Here is a 17,433-nt window from a genome sequence, read left to right on the forward strand (position 1 = left end):
GCGCTCGCGGGCGCACCAATCTAAATAAATCCCGATGTTCCAGCAAATCCGCCTGCGCAGCGCAGGTGTTCTGATGTGTGTGTCGCTGCTGTTGGCGGCCTGTGCCGGCACGCCGAAGCCGGCGCCCCGCGTGGAGCCGGCGCCGGTCGCCGCCCCGGTGTGTCCGCCTGCGCCGCCGCCCGTGCCGCAGAGCTGTCCGGCATGCCCGGCCTGTGCCGCCTGCCCGGTGTGCCCGCCACCGCCGGCGCCCGAGGCGAAGCCGCTGCCACCGAAGCTGGTGGCGGCCGACTGGGCCGCGCTCGAAGGCTGGAGCGACGATGACCTGCGTGAATCGTTGCCGGCGCTGCGCGCCTCATGCAGCGCGGTGGCGAACAAGCCGGGCTGGGCGGAGCCCTGTGCCGCGCTCGTCATGCTCGATGCGACAGACCGCGCTGCGGTGCGGGCGTTCTACGAATCCTTCTTCCGCCCCTGGCAGCTGCTCAATGGCGACGGCAGCGACCAGGGCCTGGTCACCGGCTATTACGAACCGCTGCTGAAGGCGAACCGCACGCGCGGCGGCGCCTACAAGTACGCGATCCATGCCGTGCCGGACGATCTGCTGGTGATCGATCTGGCCAGCGTGCATCCCGACCTGAAGAACATGCGGCTGCGCGGCCGGCTGGACGGTCGCAAGGTCGTGCCCTATTGGACGCGCGCCGAACTGGATGCCCGCGCCGCCGAACTCGACCGCAAGGCACTGTTCTGGGCGGCCGACGCGATCGACGTGTTCTTCCTGCAGGTGCAGGGCTCCGGGCAGGTGGAACTGCCGGATGGCAGTCGCGTGCGCGTCGGCTACGCCGACCAGAACGGCCACCCCTACCAGTCGATCGGCCGCTGGCTGGTGGACCAGGGTGAGCTGAAGCTCGAACAGGCGTCGATGCAGGGCATACGCGAGTGGGCGCGCGCCAATCCGTCGCGTGTCGCGACGATGATGGCGGCCAATCCGAGCTATGTGTTCTTCCGCGAACTGCCGATAGGCAAGCAGGCGCCCGGCCTGCCCGAAGGCCCGCTCGGTGCGCTCGGCGTGCCGATCGCCGGCGGCCGCGTCATCGCCATCGATCCGCGCAGCGTGCCGCTCGGTGCGCCGGTGTGGCTGGATACGACGCGCCCGAACAGCAGCCAGCCGCTGCGCCGGCTCATGATGGCGCAGGATACCGGCGGCGCCATCAAGGGCGGCGTGCGCGCCGACTTTTTCTGGGGTTTCGGACCGGAAGCCGGCGCCCAGGCGGGCAAGATGAAGCAGCAGGGCAGGATGTGGGTGCTGCTGCCGAATGGTGTGACGCCGGGGAACTGAGCGGGCCGGAGCGAGAGCCTCTGTGGGAGCGAGCTTGCTCGCGATAGCAGCCTGAATCGAAGCCTGCGGCCTGCCGAGGCTGCATCGCGACCAGAGGTCGCTCCCACAACAAACACGCCCGATCGCGGCTGGACGAAGGCCCTCAGCCCAGGGTCGTATCCAGCACCATCATCACCATGAAACCCGCCATCAGCCCCAGCGTGGCCGCTTTCTCGTGGCCGTTGCGGTGGGTTTCCGGGATGACTTCGTGCGACACGACGAAAATCATCGCGCCGGCGGCGAGGCCGAGCCCGCCGGGGTAGAACAGTCCGAAGCTGCTCGACAGCCCGACGCCGATCAGCGCGCCCAGCGGTTCCATGAAACCGCTCAGCGCCGCGATGCCGACCGCCTTCAGCGGCGACATGCCGACCGCGCGCAACGCGACCGCGACGGCGAGGCCTTCCGGAATGTCCTGTATCGCGATCGCGGTCGACAGCGGCAGGCCGACCGCCATGTCGGCCTGCGAGAAGGACACACCCATCGCCATGCCTTCCGGCAGGTTGTGCAGCGCGATGGCGTTCACGAACAGCCAGACGCGGCCCATCCGCGTTTCCGGGCCGCAACTGCCGCAGTGCTCGTGTTCGTGCGGCGTCATCGCGTCGAGCATCATCATCAGCCAGACGCCGAGCGCCATGCCGGTGACCACCACCGCTGCGCCCAGGCTGCGCGAGCCGGTCATCGTTTCGCCGGCGTCCAGGCCAGGCACGATGAGCGAGAAGGAGGAGGCGGCCAGCATCATGCCGGCGCCGAAACCGAGCAGCACGTCGGAGCCGCGCTGGCCGAGCGAGCGCAGGCCCAGCGCCGGCGCTGCGCCGACGGCGGTGGCGGCGAAGCCGGCCAGCCCGGCCAGCAGGCCCAGGTGCATGGCCTGTGGCGTGCGCGACTCGGCGAAGGCCCAGGACAGCAGGGCCAGCACCGCCGCCAGCCCGATCATCAGCAGGAACTGCAGCGCCGGGTCCAGGCGCAGCCAGGGGAAGAGCGGGCCGGGGCGCGGTGCGCCCGGCGAGGTGGCGGGGGTCGGGTCCATGGCGGTCATCGCGAAGGCGTGTTCGTGCACCGCATCATAAATGCGGGCATCAGGCGCGCACCTCAAGATTCGCTTGATCCCGGGGGGTGTCCCCCCCCGGCCACGTGATCGACCACGATGCTGCCGACGATGTCGCCCTCGACATTGACCACCGTGCGGACCGCATCGAGCAGCCGGTCTATCGGCAGCAGGATGGCGATCGCCTCGGCCGGCAGGCCGACCGACTGCAAGACCATCACCATGGTGACCATGCCGGCGCTCGGAATGCCCGGCGCCCCGACCGCCGCCAGCATCGACATCACGCAGACGACGATCTGCTGGCCGGCGCTCAGTTCGATGCCGACCAGACTGGCGATGAACAGCGCGGCGGCCGCCTCGTACAGCGCCGTGCCGTCCATATTCATCGTCGTGCCGACCGGTACGACGAAGCCGACCGTGGCCGGGCGCACGCCGAAGTTCGTTTGTGTCACGCGCATCGTGATCGGCATCGTCGCCGAACTGGAGCTGGTGGCCAACGCGGTGATGAAGGATTCGCGACCGCCGCGCCAAAGTGCCAGCGGCGTCACGCGGGTGATCAGCCACAGCAGTCCGGGCAGCACGACGATGCCGTGGAACAGTGTGGTGCCGAGCACGACCGCGACGAAGCGGGCCATCGTTTCGAGCAAGGCGACATCCTGTGTGGCGATCAGTCTGGCCAGCAGCGCGGCGATGCCCCAAGGGGCAAGTTTCATGATGGCGCCGACGATGCGCAGCGACAGGTCCTGCATCTCTTCCATGCCGCGATTGATGATCGGGTAGCGGTCGCCAGCCTGCACCAGCGCGATGCCGAGGATGAGCGCGAACACGACCAGCGCGACGATTTCGCCGTTGGCCAGCGCGGAGAACGGGTTCTTGAACAGACCGGTCAGGAACTGCTGCACGAAGTCGGGGAAGGGCAGTTGCTTCGCCTGGAAGCCGGCCAGCGCGTCGGCGAACATGTCGAGGTGCATGCCTGCTCCCGGCTTGAAGACATTCGCCGCCGTGATGCCGAGAATGACCGCGATGGTGACGGTGAGCAGGTAGAACAGCAGCGTGGTCACCCAGACGCGCCGGATGTTGCCGTGCTGCCGCAGGTGGGCCACACCGACCACGATGGACGAGAACACCAGCGGCACCAGCACCATCTTGAGCAGCGCGATGAAGATGCCGCCGATCAGCCCGGCGAGGTAAAGCCCCTGCACACGCGTCGCGGCATCGTCCGGCAGTGCGCCGAGGGCAAGGCCAAGACCGGCGCCGATCAATGCGCCGAGCAGGATTTGCGTGTTCATCGTCAGCCGCATGCGCTTTTTCTCCGCGATTTTTCGCGACCATACCATTGGCGTCCACCGATGAAACCAAGTGCGTGAGCCGCAGTCGGAAACGCAGCCAGCGTTTCAGCCTGCCGACCGGAGCCCGCCATGAGAACAACGATCGCCGCCCTCGTCTTCCCTCTTGGACTCGTCTTCGCCGCCGGCCCTGCGCAGGCGATGAACATCGCCACCGCCATCCAGACCACGGTGCGCGTGCAGGCGGAGCAGCCGGATGGATCGATCTCGATCGGCAGCGGCGTCGTGCTGCCGGGGCAGCGCGTGGCGACCGCCTGTCACGTGATCGCTGGCGCGAAGTCTCTGAAAGCCAGCTACCAGTACGTGGCGAAACCGGCCAGCGTGCTGCGCCGCGACGACTGGCGCGACCTGTGCGTGCTGTCGGTGCCCGAACTGGCGGCACCGGCGGCGAAGATCGCCCGCGCCGGCGACCTGAAGTCGGGCGACCGGCTGCTCGGTTTCAATGGCGCCTACGGCGTCGATGTGCGTCTGCTGGTCGGCGCGCTGGACAAGACCTTCCACATGGACGGCGCGCCGGTGATGCAGGTGAGCGTGCCCTTCGCCATCGGCGACAGCGGCGGCGGCCTGTTCAACGTGGCCGGCGAACTGGTGGGCATACTTGCCTTCGTCGCCAAGACCGCGGGCGAGGAGCGTTACGCGATTCCGATCGAATGGTTGGACGCCGACATCGACGCCACCAAGACGGTGCCGTTCTGGAAGGCCGATCCGGCCGACATGCCGGACTTCCTGCGGCCGCGGGAACGCTGATTGCACGCGGTTCCGACCGGCGACGCGCGGTCGGTGGGCCATCGCCGGCGGCGCCGCGCCTGCAGAATCCGTCGTCGCTGCTAAGCTCGCGACCAACTTACCGAACTCCGTCCATCGTGTCCCGCAAAAGCTATCGTCCCGTGGCCGCCGCGCCCGAAGCCGCCATCCGCCTGCGCGGCGTGCGGCAGAACAATCTGAAGAACCTCGACGTCGACTTTCCGCTCGGCAAGCTGACCGTGGTGACCGGCGTGTCCGGCTCCGGCAAGTCCTCGCTGGTGTTCGACACGCTGTACGCCGAAGGCCAGCGCCGCTACGTCGAAACCTTCTCGCCCTACGCGCGGCAGTTCCTCGACCGCATGGACGCGCCGCAGGTGGACCGCATCGAAGGCGTACCGCCGGCGATCGCGATCGACCAGACCAATCAGGTGCGCACTTCGCGCTCGACGGTCGGCACGATGACCGAGCTGAACGATCATCTGAAGCTGCTGTTCGCCCGCGTCGCCACGCTGCACTGCCGCTGCTGCGGCAAGCCGGTGCAGGCCGACAGCGCCGACCGCATCGCGCAGCGGATCGCCGAACGCGCCGCCGCGGCCGGTGATCCGCGACTGGCGGTGACCGCGCCGGTGACGGTGCCGGACAACTTCACCGACGCCGAGGTGCAGGGCTGGCTGGAGCGCCAGGGCTATACCCGTATCCACGCGCGCGAAGGCAATGTGCTGCAGGTGGTGCAGGACCGCTTCCGCGCCGGCAACGCCGGTGAATCGCGCATCGCCGAGGCGGTCGAGGCGGCGCTGAAGCTGGGTCACGGCCGCATGCACGTGCAACTGCTCGACAGCGAAGGCGGCGAGCGCTGGGCGTTCTCGAACACGCTGCACTGCGCCGACTGCGACATCGCCTACAGCCCGGCCATGCCGGCCACGTTCTCGTTCAATTCGCCGATCGGCGCCTGCGAAACCTGCCGCGGCTTCGGCCGCGTCATCGGCATCGATTTCGGCCTGGTCATTCCGGACGGCCGCAAGACGCTGCGCGGTGGTGCGGTGAAGCCGTGGCAGACCGAGTCCTACAACGAGTGCCAGACCGATCTGGAAAAGCTGGCGCCAAAGTACGGCGTGCCGCTCGATGTACCGTTCAACGAGCTGTCGCCGGAACACCGACAGTGGGTGCTCGAAGGCGACCCGAAGTGGAAGAGCTGGCAGAAGTCCTGGCCCGGCACCTGGTACGGCGTGCGTCATTTTTTCGAGTGGCTGGAAACCAAGGCCTACAAGATGCACATCCGCGTGCTGCTGTCGCGCTACCGGGCCTACACCGAGTGCCCGGCCTGCGGCGGCAGCCGGCTCAAGCCCGACGCGGCGCTGTGGAGGATCGACGGGCAGTCGATACACGACCTGATGCGGTGGCCGGTGGTGAAGCTGCGCGCGATGATGGACGCCCTCGACCTGCCGCCGCCGCTCGATTCGGCCACCGAAGAGCTGATGGCGGAAATCCGTACCCGGCTCGGCTATCTGTGCACGGTCGGTCTGGGCTATCTGAATCTCGACCGCCAGTCGCGCACGCTGTCCGGCGGCGAGGTGCAGCGCATCAACCTGACGACGGCACTCGGCACTTCGCTGGTGAATACGCTGTTCGTGCTGGACGAGCCGTCGATCGGCCTGCACCCACGCGACATGGAGCGGGTGATCGGCGTGATGCAGCGGCTGAAGGACGCCGGCAACACGCTGGTGGTGGTCGAGCACGACCCGCAGATCATGCGTCATGCTGACCGCCTGCTCGACATCGGCCCGGGCGCAGGCACGCGCGGCGGGCAGATCGTGTTCGACGGCGCGCCGGCGGCCATGGCCGGCGCCGACACGCTGACCGCCGACTATCTGGCCGGTCGCCGCAAGGTGGACGCCGCGCTCGGCAGCCGCCGGCCGGTCGATGCCGCTACGCCGCGCCTTGTGCTGCGCGGCGCCCGTGCGCACAACCTGAAGAACGTCGATATCGCCATCCCGCTCGGCCGTCTGGTCGCGGTGACCGGCGTGTCCGGCTCCGGCAAGTCCACGCTGATCCAGGACGTGCTGCACCCGGCGCTGCTGAAGCACTACGGCCGGCCGACCGAAACGGCCGGAGAGCACGACGCGCTCGAGGGGCTGGAGCACATCGTCGACGTGGTCATGGTGGACCAGTCGCCGATCGGCAAGAGCGCGCGCTCCAACCCGGTCACCCATGTCGGCGCCTTCGACCCGATACGCGAACTGTTCGCGCTGCAGGCCGAGGCGAAGCAGCGCGGCTACACCGCCGGCACCTTCTCGTTCAACGCCGGCAAGGGACGCTGCCCGACCTGTGGCGGCACCGGTTTCGAACACGTCGAAATGCAGTTCCTGTCCGACGTGTACCTGCGCTGCCCGGACTGCGACGGCACCCGCTATCGCGCCGAGGTGCGCGAAATCCGGCTCGACGGCCGCAGCATTTCCGACGTGCTGGCGATGACGGTGCGCGACGCGCTGGACTGGCTGCGCGATCTGGCCGACCTCGAACCCAAGCTGCGCCGCCACGCCGACAACGCGGTGGCCGGCCTGCAGGCGCTGGTCGATGTCGGTCTCGACTACGTGACGCTGGGCCAGCCGGTGCCCACGCTGTCCGGCGGCGAGGCGCAGCGGCTCAAGCTGGCCGGCTTCCTCGCCGAGGCGGCGAACGTGAAGGGCGCGAAGGCGGGCACGAGGGCCGACAAAAAGGCCGACAGCGGCAAGCTCTTCCTGCTGGACGAACCGACCACCGGCCTGCACTTCGACGACATCGCACGTCTGCTCGGCGCGTTCGCCAAGCTGCTCGACGCCGGCCACACGGTGCTGGTGATCGAACACAACCTCGACGTGATTTCGGCGGCCGACTGGCTGATCGACCTCGGCCCGGAAGCGGGCGAGGACGGCGGCCAGCTCGTATTCGAAGGCACGCCGGCGCAGGTCATCGGTTGCGCGGCATCGCATACCGGTCGCGCGCTGGCCGAGTACCGGCTGGCCGACACCTTCTCGCTGGCCGCGCACGAGGCGGTGCCGGTCGAGCAGCAGGACGCAGCGCACAGCGCGCTGCGCGCCCGCGCCGCGCACAGCATCGTCGTGCACCGCGCGCGCGAGCACAACCTGAAGAACATCGAGGTCGACATTCCGCGCGAGCGCTTCACCGTGGTGACCGGCGTGTCCGGCTCCGGCAAGTCCACGCTGGCGTTCGACATCGTGTTCGGCGAGGGGCAGCGCCGCTACCTCGAATCGCTGAATGCCTACGCCCGCCAGTTCGTGCAGCCGGAGAGCAAGCCGGACGTCGATGGCGTGTTCGGCATTCCGCCGGCGGTGGCGATCGCCCAGCGCACCAGTCGCGGCGGCCGCAAGAGCACGGTCGCGACGCAGACCGAGATTTACCACTTCCTGCGCCTGATGTACGTGAAGCTGGGCGTGCAGCACTGCCCGGACTGCGGCTGCGCGATCGCGCCGCAGAGCGAGGACGCGATGGTGGCGCGCATCCTGCGTGAGCGGCGCGGCCAGCACATCGGCCTGCTGGCGCCGCTGGTGATCAACCGCAAGGGCTATTACACCGAACTGGCGCGCTGGGCGAAGTCGCACGGCCACACCCATCTGCGGGTCGATGGCGAATTCCTGCCGACCTCGCCCTGGCCGCGGCTGGACCGCTTCAAGGAACACACGATAGAACTGCCGATCCGCGATTTCGTCGTGAACGAACGCGACGAGCGCACGCTGCGCGACGCGGTGCGCCAGGCGCTCGAACACGGCAAGGGCGTGCTGCACCTGATGTCGCCGCTGGACCGACTGGGCCAGCCGGACGCACCGCTGCCCACCGTCGAGGTGTACTCGACCCAGCGCGCCTGCCCGAGCTGCGGCACCGGTTTCGCCGAACTCGATCCGCGCCTGTTCTCGTTCAATTCCAAGCACGGCTGGTGTCCGAAGTGCATGGGCACCGGCTTGAAGCTGCAGGGCTTCGACGCGGAACAGACTGGCGAGGAAGCGACCTGGAACGAGTGGCAGGACGGCGAGCCGGAAGAATGCCCGGCCTGCCACGGTGAGCGGCTCAACCCGGTCGCGCGCAACGTGAAGCTGTTCGGCCAGTCCATCGCGCAGCTGAGCGCGCAGCCGGTGTCGGCGCTGCAGACGGCGATTGCCGGCTGGTCGCTCGAAGGCCGCGAAGGCGAGATCGCGCGCGACGTGATCGCGGAGCTGAACAGCCGGCTGCACTTCCTCAGCGAAGTCGGTCTCGGCTATCTGTCGCTGGACCGTGCCGCACCCACGCTGTCGGGTGGCGAGGCGCAGCGCATCCGGCTCGCGGCCCAGCTTGGCTCGAACCTGCGCGGCGTCTGCTACGTGCTGGACGAGCCGACCATAGGCCTGCATCCGCGCGACAACCAGGTGCTGCTCGACACGCTGGTGAAGCTGCGCGACAAGGGCAACACGCTGCTGGTGGTCGAACACGACGAAGACACCATCCTGCGCGCCGACCACGTGATCGACCTTGGCCCCGGCGCCGGCCGGCTCGGCGGCGAGGTGATCGCCGAAGGCCACGCCAGCGATCTGGCGAAACAGCCGGAATCGATCACCGGCCGTTTCCTGGCCCGCCCGCTGGACCATAGTTTCACTGCGCGCCGGCCGGTCACTGACGACACGCCCTCGCTGCTCGTGCGCGGCGCCACGCTGCACAACCTGAAAGGCATGGACGTGCGTGTGCCGCTGGGCCGTCTGGTCGTGATGACCGGCGTGTCCGGCTCCGGCAAGTCGTCGCTCGCGCGCGACGTGCTGCGCGACGGCGTGGCTGCGCGGCTGAACGACCCGAAGGCCGCGCTGACCGGCTGCAGCGACGTCGAAGGCTGGGGTGCGCTCGGCCGCGTGCTCGAAGTGGACCAGACGCCGATCGGCAAGACGCCGCGTTCCTGCCCGGCCACCTATATCGGTTTCTGGGACGCGATACGCAAGCTGTACGCCGACACCCAGGACGCGCGCGAACGCGGCTTTACCGCTGCGCGTTTCTCCTTCAATACCGGCCCCGGCCGCTGCCCGGTGTGCGAGGGGCAGGGCCTGCGGCAGATCGAAATGTCCTTCCTGCCGGACGTGCGGGTGCTGTGCGAAGCCTGCAACGGTGCGCGTTTCAACTCGGAGACGCGCGCCGTCATCTGGCGCGGCAAGAGCATCGCCGACGTGCTGGCGATGAGCGTGGACGAGGCGGTGGAGTTCTTCGCTGCCCACCGCAAGCTGGCTGACACGCTGAAGCTGATGCAGGAGGTCGGGTTGGGCTATCTGACGCTGGGCCAGCACAGCCCGACCTTGTCAGGCGGCGAGGCGCAGCGCATGAAGCTGGTGACCGAACTGGCCAAGTCGCCGGCCGACGCGAGCGATCCGGCGAATGCGCGGCGCGGCCGCGGCAATCCGCACACGCTGTACGTGCTGGACGAGCCGACCACCGGTCTGCACATGGCCGACATCGCCAAGCTGATCGGCGTACTGCACCGGCTGGTCGATGCCGGTCATTCGGTGGTGGTGATCGAGCACGATCTCGATCTGATGGCCGAAGCCGACTGGATCATCGACCTCGGTCCGGAAGGCGGCGACGGCGGTGGCCGCGTGGTCGCGGCCGGTGCGCCGGTCGATCTGCTGCCGCAGGCCGCCACATCGCACACTGCGCGCGAACTGGCGCGTTTCCGCGCCGCGCGGCATCGCTGACAGCTGTCTAGTCTCCTTGCCGGTCGGGCCACGCGGACGACCCGCGTCGGCCGGCACCTCCGCCCCGTTTCGTCGATTCCTACAGGCCGGGCGACGGCCCGCGACCAAGATTCAGGCTGTGACAGCGGGTCCGTTGTCTGGCGCGCGTCCGGTAACGATTTGAAGCATGTCGATTACACGTGGCCGTCTGCGCCCAGCCCTCCGCACCCGTTGGAATCACTGTGAATCATGCGGAGACAAGACGATGAAGAAGATGATGATGACGGCCGCTCTGGCCCTGTCCGCACTGCCGGCGCTGGCCGCCGACGTCGGTGTGTCGATCTCGATCGGACAGCCCGGCTTCTATGGCCATATCGACATTGGCGACTACTACCCGCGGCCGCGTCTGATCTACCCGCAGCCGGTGGTCATCGTGTCGGGCCCGCATCTGCCGCCGCCGGTCTACATGCATGTGCCGCCGGGCCATGCCAAGAACTGGCGCAAGTACTGCGGTCGTTACGAGGCCTGTGGCCGCCCGGTCTATTTCGTGCAGGACAGCTGGTACAACGACGTCTATGTGCCGCGCTACCGCGAGCGCCACGCCTATCGTGAGGTGCGCCACGATCATCACGACGGGCACCGGCATTACGACCGGCACGACCGCGACGATCACCACCGTGGCGGCTACGATGATCACCGCGGCGGCAAGCCCGACAAGGGCGGTCGTGGGCACGGCGGCGGTCCGGGCAACGGAAACGGCCGGGGGCGCGATTGATTGGTGCGGGTGCACACTGTTCGACCGGGGAGCACTGTGTCCCGGGTAACAGGGATATTTTCCCGATCTCGACGGGAAAATATCCCAATATGTCACTCTTCCGGATGACTTCCGGGAAACTTTCCCGGGTCGGGGCTAGACTTCGGATACTGCAGCGCAACACGCTGCGGACCCCATTCTGGCATACCGAAAAAGGAGAACACACCATGAAGAGCGCTCACCTGCTGGCTACCCTGCTCATTACTGCCGGCGTCGCCGCACCGGCATTCGCGGAACATCACATGCCGAAGACCTCGGCAGGCCTCGAAAAGTGCATGAAGGCGGCTCTGAAGGCCAAGGCCGGCCAGATCGTCAAGGTCGAACTGAAGAAGGAAGCGGGCGAAGGTTACATCTACGAATTCGATATCGAGACGCCCGATGGCAAGGCGTGGGATGTCGAGTGCGCGGGCAAGTCGGGCAAGGTGGTCGAGGTCGAGGAAGAAGTGACCAAGGAACACCCGAAGTTCTCCGGCGCCAAGGTCAGCGAGGCAGCAGCCCGCGAGATCGCGCTGAAGAAGGTGCCGGGCGAGATCGTCGAGGTCGAGTACGAGATCGAACCGGACGGCAAGGGCTCGTACGAGTTCGACATCAAGACTACTGACGGGAAGGAAGTGAAGCTGGAAGTCGATACGGAGTCTGGCGAAGTGGTGTCGCAGTCGGACGAGAAGTGGCAGATCGGCAAGGAGTGATGCCGGTCGGCAGGTCCGCGGCGCGGGCCTGAACAAAGAAGGGCGGTTCGCACCGCCCTTTTTTTCGCCCTGCAACGGGGCGTGCGGCCCCTTCGAGGTGCTGGGGGTGCGCCTGAGTGGTGCATCGATGCACCGGAAAAGTGATTTTCAATCAATCGCTTAACTTCTTGTGTTCGTTGCCGTTCTGAACTGAAAACCATCAGAACGGAGCGTCCGATGTACTGTCCGCAATCCCTCCTTCCACATATGCGCAGCGTGCTTGCCTGCGAGCGCGAGCTGTCGGAACTGCGCTTCACCTGGCGACTGATCGAGACCACGGCCAAGATGGTCTGCCCGGCCGAGGCGAAAACCATCCTGCCGGCCATGGCCAGCACGCGCGAGGCATTCGGGAAGCTGGAAACCGAACTGGTTCGCGCGCTGGCCGCCGAGAATGTGAACAAGGTGGTGCTGCAGATGCGCGCACGGGCGCGCGCGGTCGTCGATGTGGTGGTGCGCAACCTGTACGAGCGCACGGCCGACGTCGGCTTTCTCGCGACCGACGGCGACATCCGCAGCTTCCTGCGCGCCGGCGGTCACGGCCAAGAGTGCCTTGAGGCGCGTCTGCACGAGTACATCCGCAAGTATTCGGTGTACGACGCCATCTTCGTGCTCGATCTGCGCGGCGAGGTGCGCGCAGCCATCGGTGCCTCGCCCGACGCGACGGCCGGCGATCCGGCCTTGCTGGAACGCGCGCTCGCGGCACCGGGCTACGTTGAACACTTCGGGCACTGCGCGCTGCTGCCAGGACGCGAACGCGCGCTGGTTTACGCGCGACGCATCGACGACGCGGATGGCCGGGCGCTCGGCGTGCTCTGTCTGTCCTTCCGTTTCGACGACGAAATGGCCGGCATTTTCCGTACTTTCCGTCGCCCGCGCGATCGGGCGGTCATGCTGCTGCTCGATGCCGCTGGACATGTCATTGCCAGCAGCGACCCGGACCACGTGCCGCTTGGCCGCACGCCGGAGGCCGCTGCCGGTGCCGACGGGGCGCTGATCGACTTCGGCGGTCGCGAATACGTCGCCTGCACCTGCGAGGCGACCGGCTACCAGGGCTACGCAGGTCCGGGCTGGCGCGGTCACGTCATGGTGCCGGCCGAATCGGCCTTTCGCGAAGAGGCGGTCGTGCTGCAGGGGGCAGGGGCACAGTCGTCAGGCCTGAACTGCGGCGAACTGGCGGCTATCGAGGCGCAGGCGGGGGCGATCAAGGACGCGCTGAACCGGGTCGTCTGGAATGGTCAGGTGATGGCGGGCGGTCGTCGTGGCGATTCGCTGAAGCTGAAGTCCATGCTGCAGCAGATCAGCGAAACCGGCGAGCGCATGCGGGCGGTGTTCTCGCGTGCGCTGGCCGCGCTGTCCGACACCATCATGTCGTCGACGCTGCAGGATCTGCAGTTCGTGTCGCGACTGATGATGGACGTGATGGACCGCAATCTGTACGAGCGCGCCAACGACTGCCGCTGGTGGGCGCTGGCGCCGGCCTTGCGCGAGGCGCTCGCCAGTGGTCGCGGCGGCGCATCGCTTGGCGCACTGCTCGACGACATCAACAGGCTCTACACGGTGTACGACCGGCTCTTCGTCTATGGCGCGGACGGGCGCATCGTGGCCTGCAGCACGCTGTCCGGCGCGGCGGACGACACCGTCGGCCGGCAGGTCGACGGCCGCATCGTCGATGCGGTGAACCGGCTGGCCAGCACACAGAGCTACGCGGTTTCGCCCTTCGCAGCCAGTCCGCTGCATCGCGACGCGCCGACCTACATCTACCATGCGGCCATCCGCGCGCCGGCCGACGACACGCGCGTGGTTGGCGGCATCGGCATCGTGTTCGAATCGGCGCGCGAATTCAGGGCCATGCTGAGCGAACTGCTGCCCGCGCGCGATGGCGTGTGGGCCGCCTTCTGCGAGCGCGATGGCTGCGTCGTCGCCAGCACGCGACCGGATCTCGTGCCGGGAAGCCGGCTGGATCTGGGCGAACTCGCGGTCGGTCTCGACGCCGGCGCCAGTCGTCACGCGCTGATCGATTTCGACGGCGTGCGCCATATGGCCGGTGTCGCGCTGTCGGCGGGCTATCGCGAATACAAGACCACCGGCGATTACCGCAACGATCTGGTCGCCGTTGTCGCGCTGGCGCTACCGGAGGTCTCCGGGGGCCGCAGTGACAACGCGGCTGGCATGGGCGAGGCCGAGAGCAGCGTGCGCCCGGGCGAGGGTGAGGAGTTTGCGGTATTCCGCCTCGACGACCGGCATCTCGCGGTCAGCGCGGGCCAAGTACTGGAGGCGGCCGATATCGATCGGGTGCGCCGGATCGGCAGTGGCGACGGGCTGGTGGCTGGCGTGCTGCCGCTCGACGACGCGGGCGGGCTGGAACATGTGCCGGTCGTCAATCTGCGTGCCTTCTTCGAGCTGCCGCGCGCCGAAAGTCGCGGTCACGTCGTGGTCACGCACTGTGCGCGTGGTCGTCTGGGGCTGGTGGTGGACGATCTGATCAGCGTGACCGAATGTGGCCCGAACGACGTCCGGCCCGTACCCGACATGGTCGCCGGGCGCTTCCGCTGGCTCGACCGTCTCATCATCACCGGCCGCGACCGCCCGCTGGTGTCCGCACTCGACCTCGACGCGCTGTACGACATGCTGCGCGACCAGGTCCGCGGCGAGCTGTCGGACGCCAACAGTCTGTTGCAGGACGAAGTGCTGAGCGCCTGATCGCGTCAGCTGGACGAAAAAAAGCCCGATCCGCGGATCGGGCTTTTTTCTGCAACCGGAGTGGTGGTGATGGGGGGACTTGAACCCTCGACCTACGGATTATGAATCCGTCGCTCTAACCAGCTGAGCTACATCACCACGCGAAAGGACGCGGATTGTCGTTTAGACACCGGTACTTGTCAAGGACGGCGCAGCGGCCGGACAATCGCGGGTTGATTGGACTTGAGCGGGTTCGCCACGATGCAGCGGGATATGGAGTTCGACGTGGTTGTGGTGGGCGCGGGGCTGCCCGGCCTGGCGCTGTGCGCGGCCTTGCGCCGTTCGCAGCTGTCGGTGGCGCTGGTCGAGGGGCGCATGCCCGAGTGGCCGGTCGGTGGCTGGGACGCGCGGGTGTATGCAGTCAGTCCGTCGAGCGCGCGCTTTCTCGATGCGGTCGGCGCCTGGGCGCATCTGGACAGCGGCCGCCTGCAGCCGATGACGCGCATCGAGGTGTTCGGCGACCGCGGCGCGCGGCTCGACTTTTCCGCCTTCGACGTCGGTGTCGGCGAACTGGCGTGGATCGCCGAATCCAGCTTGATCGCGCGCGAATTGTGGGAAGGCGTCAAGCGGCAGGCCAACGTGACTCTGCTGTGTCCGGCGCGGCCGCTGTCGCTGACTGTCGCCGACGGTCGCTCGCGGCTGGCGCTGGAGGACGGCCGGGTGCTCGACGCTGCGCTGGTGGTCGGTGCCGATGGCGTCAACTCCTGGGTGCGCGCGCAGAGCGGGCTGGAGGCACGCTTCACCGACTACCAGGAGCAGGGTGTGGTCGCCAACTTCCGCTGCGAGAAGCCGCATCTGGGTACGGCCTGGCAGTGGTTCAGGCCCGATGGCGTGCTCGCCTTCCTGCCCTTGCCTGACCAGCACATGTCCATGGTGTGGTCCGCGCCGGAAGCGACCGCGCGCGAATTGCTGCAATACGACGCCGCTACGCTGGCGACTCAGGTAGCCGCTGCCGGCGATCACGTGCTCGGTGCGCTCGAAGTGGTGACGCCGGCGGCCGGGTTTCCGCTTCGGTTGATGCAGGTGCCGAAGGTGGTTGCGCCCGGTGTGGCGCTGGTCGGCGACGCCGCGCATGCCATCCATCCGCTGTCCGGCCACGGCGTCAATCTGGGGTTTGCCGATGTGCGCGTGCTGGCCGAAGTGCTGGCGGACGCCGACCGCAGCGTGCTCGGCGACGTGCGTCTGCTGCGCCGCTACGAGCGCAAGCGGGCGGAAGAGGTGAATGCGATGCAACTCACCACGCACGCGCTGCACGAGCTGTTCCGGCCGCAGTGGCCGGCGCTGTCCTGGTTGCGCAACAGCGGACTGAACCTGACCCGGCGCCTGCCTGTCGTAAGGAATGCGCTGGTACGCTACGCACTCGGCTGAGTACTCACAACCGGCGCGCAACGATGCGCGCCCTCACAAGGAAACTACATGTCCATCAAGCACACCGCAGCGCTGCTGTGCGCACTGGCTGCATCCACCGCCTGGGCGGGGCCGGAAGACACGATCAAGGCCGCAGTCGAGTCCACGCTGGGCGCCGGTGCCAAGGTCGAAGGCGTGACGAAGACGCCCTATCTGGGTCTGTATGAAGTGCGCGTCGGCGGAGAAATCCTCTACACCGACGAGAAGGCGAACTACCTCATCCTAGGCGAAATCCTCGACGCGAAGACGCGCCAGAACATCACGCAGGCGCGCGTGAACCAGCTGTCGGCGATCAACTTCGCCGAGCTGCCGCTGGACGTCGCGATCAAGCAGGTGCGCGGCAACGGCAAGCGTGTCATCGCCACTTTCGAAGACCCGAACTGTGGCTACTGCAAGAAGCTGGCGAAGGAACTGCTGACGCTGAACGACGTGACCGTCTACACCTTCCTGACGCCGGTTCTCGGCCCGGATTCGCAGAAGAAGTCGGAAGCGATCTGGTGTGCCGGTGACCGCCAGAAGGCGTGGAGCGACTGGATGACGGCCAATGTCGCGCCGGCCGCCGCAACTGCTTCGTGCGATACCGCCGGTCTGCAGAAGTCGGCCGCGCTGGGCGAGAAGTATCGCGTGCGCGGCACGCCGACCATCTTCCTCAGCAATGGCGAGCGCATTCCGGGCTATGTGCCGGTGGCGCAGCTCGAAAAGCGCATGGCGGGCGTGAAGTAAGGCAGCCCGCTACCGGCGGGGCCGTCGGCCCCGTGCCGGATGCTTACTGCACCGTGCAGGAGGCGTCCGAATCGCTGCCCAGGCCGGTGCTGCCATTCATGCCGGCCGGACCGGGGCGGGCCGCGGTGGACGAGGGCAACGACTCGTTCAGCCCCGGATTCTCGGGCAGCGGCTGCGGCGCCGACTTGCTGCTCGACACGACGCCGGCCTGACCGACATCGAAGGTCTTGCTGCCGGCATCGTTCTTCACTTCGATGCTGCCTTCCTCGACGTCGAACACCAGCGCCGGCTCGCCCGGCTTGCCGTCCTTTGCCTCCTCCAGCGCCTTGATGCAGGCGGGGTCGTCCTTGGTGTTCTCGTCGCACAACAGCATGCCGAAGCGCGTGCCGCGGATGCCTATCGTGGCGGTCACCGTGCTCGCGCGGTAGCCCTCGCGATTGCGCTTGCCGATCAGGCCGGTCACTGCACGCAGGCCACCCTTGACCAGGCTATACAGCAGGCTGTCCTTCTCCGGCTTCGCCTCGTCGAAGGCGTAGCCGTCGATCTTCACCTGGCTGCGTGGCTTCAGCGCCAGCGATGAGCCGTCACCGAATTCGATGCGCGCAACCGTGGTCTTTTCGGTGGTGATGACGTCGCCGGTGTAGATCGACGAATCGCGCCCGAGGATGCGCGTCTTGTTGTCAGCCGTCTGTACGTACATGGTGCCGGACAGATAACTGACGCGGCCGGCGGCCGGCGTCGGCGTGGTTTGCGCAGCCAGCGGTGCAGCGACGAATGCCGCGGCCAGCATGAGCATTCGGGGGTTGGGAATGCGGACGTTCATGGACGGACTCC

The 17,433-nt window shown here is 67.6% G+C and carries 11 protein-coding genes and 1 tRNA gene; 8 read left to right on the forward strand and 4 right to left on the reverse strand.

The window, feature by feature from the left end:
- The first annotated feature begins 34 nt into the window (after positions 1–34).
- On the forward strand, positions 35–1,333 hold the full coding sequence (gene mltA, locus METFAM1_RS0116670; RefSeq protein ID WP_019916584.1) for a murein transglycosylase A: 1,299 nt from the start codon (positions 35–37) through the stop codon (positions 1,331–1,333).
- A gap of 142 nt (positions 1,334–1,475) precedes the next feature.
- On the opposite strand, the gene METFAM1_RS0116675 is transcribed toward mltA, so the two are convergent.
- Positions 1,476–2,399 carry a ZIP family metal transporter gene (locus METFAM1_RS0116675; RefSeq protein ID WP_024300780.1) on the reverse strand — a complete coding sequence of 308 codons (924 nt, stop codon included), beginning with the start codon at positions 2,397–2,399 and terminating at the stop codon, positions 1,476–1,478.
- A 62-nt stretch (positions 2,400–2,461) separates the two neighbouring features.
- Entirely contained in the window at positions 2,462–3,718 is a 1,257-nt protein-coding gene (locus METFAM1_RS0116680) for a dicarboxylate/amino acid:cation symporter (protein WP_051102807.1), read from the reverse strand.
- A gap of 117 nt (positions 3,719–3,835) precedes the next feature.
- Between METFAM1_RS0116680 and METFAM1_RS0116685 the strand changes: the two genes are divergently transcribed.
- From METFAM1_RS0116685 to METFAM1_RS0116705, 5 genes are all read left to right on the forward strand, one after another.
- The gene (locus METFAM1_RS0116685; protein WP_024300781.1) at positions 3,836–4,510 is read left to right on the forward strand and encodes a S1 family peptidase; all 675 of its coding nucleotides are present in this window, start codon (positions 3,836–3,838) and stop codon (positions 4,508–4,510) included.
- Positions 4,511–4,626: 116 nt separating this feature from the next.
- Positions 4,627–10,209: an excinuclease ABC subunit UvrA gene (gene uvrA / locus METFAM1_RS0116690; RefSeq protein ID WP_157256641.1), complete on the forward strand. Its 5,583-nt coding sequence runs from the start codon at positions 4,627–4,629 to the stop codon at positions 10,207–10,209.
- Positions 10,210–10,453: 244 nt separating this feature from the next.
- Positions 10,454–10,963 (forward strand): hypothetical protein, encoded by a 510-nt coding sequence (locus METFAM1_RS0116695; protein WP_019916591.1) that lies wholly within the window; start codon positions 10,454–10,456, stop codon positions 10,961–10,963.
- A 206-nt stretch (positions 10,964–11,169) separates the two neighbouring features.
- Positions 11,170–11,691, forward strand: coding sequence for a PepSY domain-containing protein (locus METFAM1_RS0116700; protein ID WP_019916592.1), 522 nt, complete (start codon positions 11,170–11,172; stop codon positions 11,689–11,691).
- Positions 11,692–11,937: 246 nt separating this feature from the next.
- On the forward strand, positions 11,938–14,430 hold the full coding sequence (locus tag METFAM1_RS0116705) for a chemotaxis protein CheW (protein ID WP_019916593.1): 2,493 nt from the start codon (positions 11,938–11,940) through the stop codon (positions 14,428–14,430).
- 61 nt (positions 14,431–14,491) lie between these two features.
- Here the strand turns inward: METFAM1_RS0116705 and METFAM1_RS0116710 are convergent.
- A tRNA-Met gene (locus METFAM1_RS0116710) sits at positions 14,492–14,568 on the reverse strand.
- A gap of 102 nt (positions 14,569–14,670) precedes the next feature.
- On the opposite strand from METFAM1_RS0116710, the gene METFAM1_RS0116715 reads away from it, so the two are divergent.
- Entirely contained in the window at positions 14,671–15,837 is a 1,167-nt protein-coding gene (locus METFAM1_RS0116715; RefSeq protein WP_081627169.1) for a UbiH/UbiF family hydroxylase, read from the forward strand.
- Positions 15,838–15,885: 48 nt separating this feature from the next.
- On the forward strand, positions 15,886–16,599 hold the full coding sequence (locus tag METFAM1_RS0116720) for a DsbC family protein (RefSeq protein WP_019916595.1): 714 nt from the start codon (positions 15,886–15,888) through the stop codon (positions 16,597–16,599).
- 43 nt (positions 16,600–16,642) lie between these two features.
- On the opposite strand, the gene METFAM1_RS0116725 is transcribed toward METFAM1_RS0116720, so the two are convergent.
- Positions 16,643–17,422, reverse strand: a complete 780-nt coding sequence (locus METFAM1_RS0116725; protein ID WP_232419796.1) for a FecR family protein — start codon at positions 17,420–17,422, stop codon at positions 16,643–16,645.
- Positions 17,423–17,433 lie beyond the last annotated feature (11 nt).

Origin of the sequence: Methyloversatilis discipulorum, assembly GCF_000527135.1 — a bacterium.
Lineage (GTDB): Bacteria > Pseudomonadota > Gammaproteobacteria > Burkholderiales > Rhodocyclaceae > Methyloversatilis > Methyloversatilis discipulorum.

What these genes read in the sequence shown, in the direction of transcription:
- mltA (WP_019916584.1), top strand. Translation starts at nt 35, where the DNA reads ATGTTCCAGCAAATCCGCCTGCGCAGCGCAGGTGTTCTGATGTGTGTG.
- METFAM1_RS0116675 (WP_024300780.1), bottom strand. Translation starts at nt 2,399, where the DNA reads ATGGACCCGACCCCCGCCACCTCGCCGGGCGCACCGCGCCCCGGCCCG.
- METFAM1_RS0116680 (WP_051102807.1), bottom strand. Translation starts at nt 3,718, where the DNA reads ATGCGGCTGACGATGAACACGCAAATCCTGCTCGGCGCATTGATCGGC.
- METFAM1_RS0116685 (WP_024300781.1), top strand. Translation starts at nt 3,836, where the DNA reads ATGAGAACAACGATCGCCGCCCTCGTCTTCCCTCTTGGACTCGTCTTC.
- METFAM1_RS0116695 (WP_019916591.1), top strand. Translation starts at nt 10,454, where the DNA reads ATGAAGAAGATGATGATGACGGCCGCTCTGGCCCTGTCCGCACTGCCG.
- METFAM1_RS0116700 (WP_019916592.1), top strand. Translation starts at nt 11,170, where the DNA reads ATGAAGAGCGCTCACCTGCTGGCTACCCTGCTCATTACTGCCGGCGTC.
- METFAM1_RS0116705 (WP_019916593.1), top strand. Translation starts at nt 11,938, where the DNA reads ATGCGCAGCGTGCTTGCCTGCGAGCGCGAGCTGTCGGAACTGCGCTTC.
- METFAM1_RS0116715 (WP_081627169.1), top strand. Translation starts at nt 14,671, where the DNA reads ATGCAGCGGGATATGGAGTTCGACGTGGTTGTGGTGGGCGCGGGGCTG.
- METFAM1_RS0116720 (WP_019916595.1), top strand. Translation starts at nt 15,886, where the DNA reads ATGTCCATCAAGCACACCGCAGCGCTGCTGTGCGCACTGGCTGCATCC.
- METFAM1_RS0116725 (WP_232419796.1), bottom strand. Translation starts at nt 17,422, where the DNA reads ATGAACGTCCGCATTCCCAACCCCCGAATGCTCATGCTGGCCGCGGCA.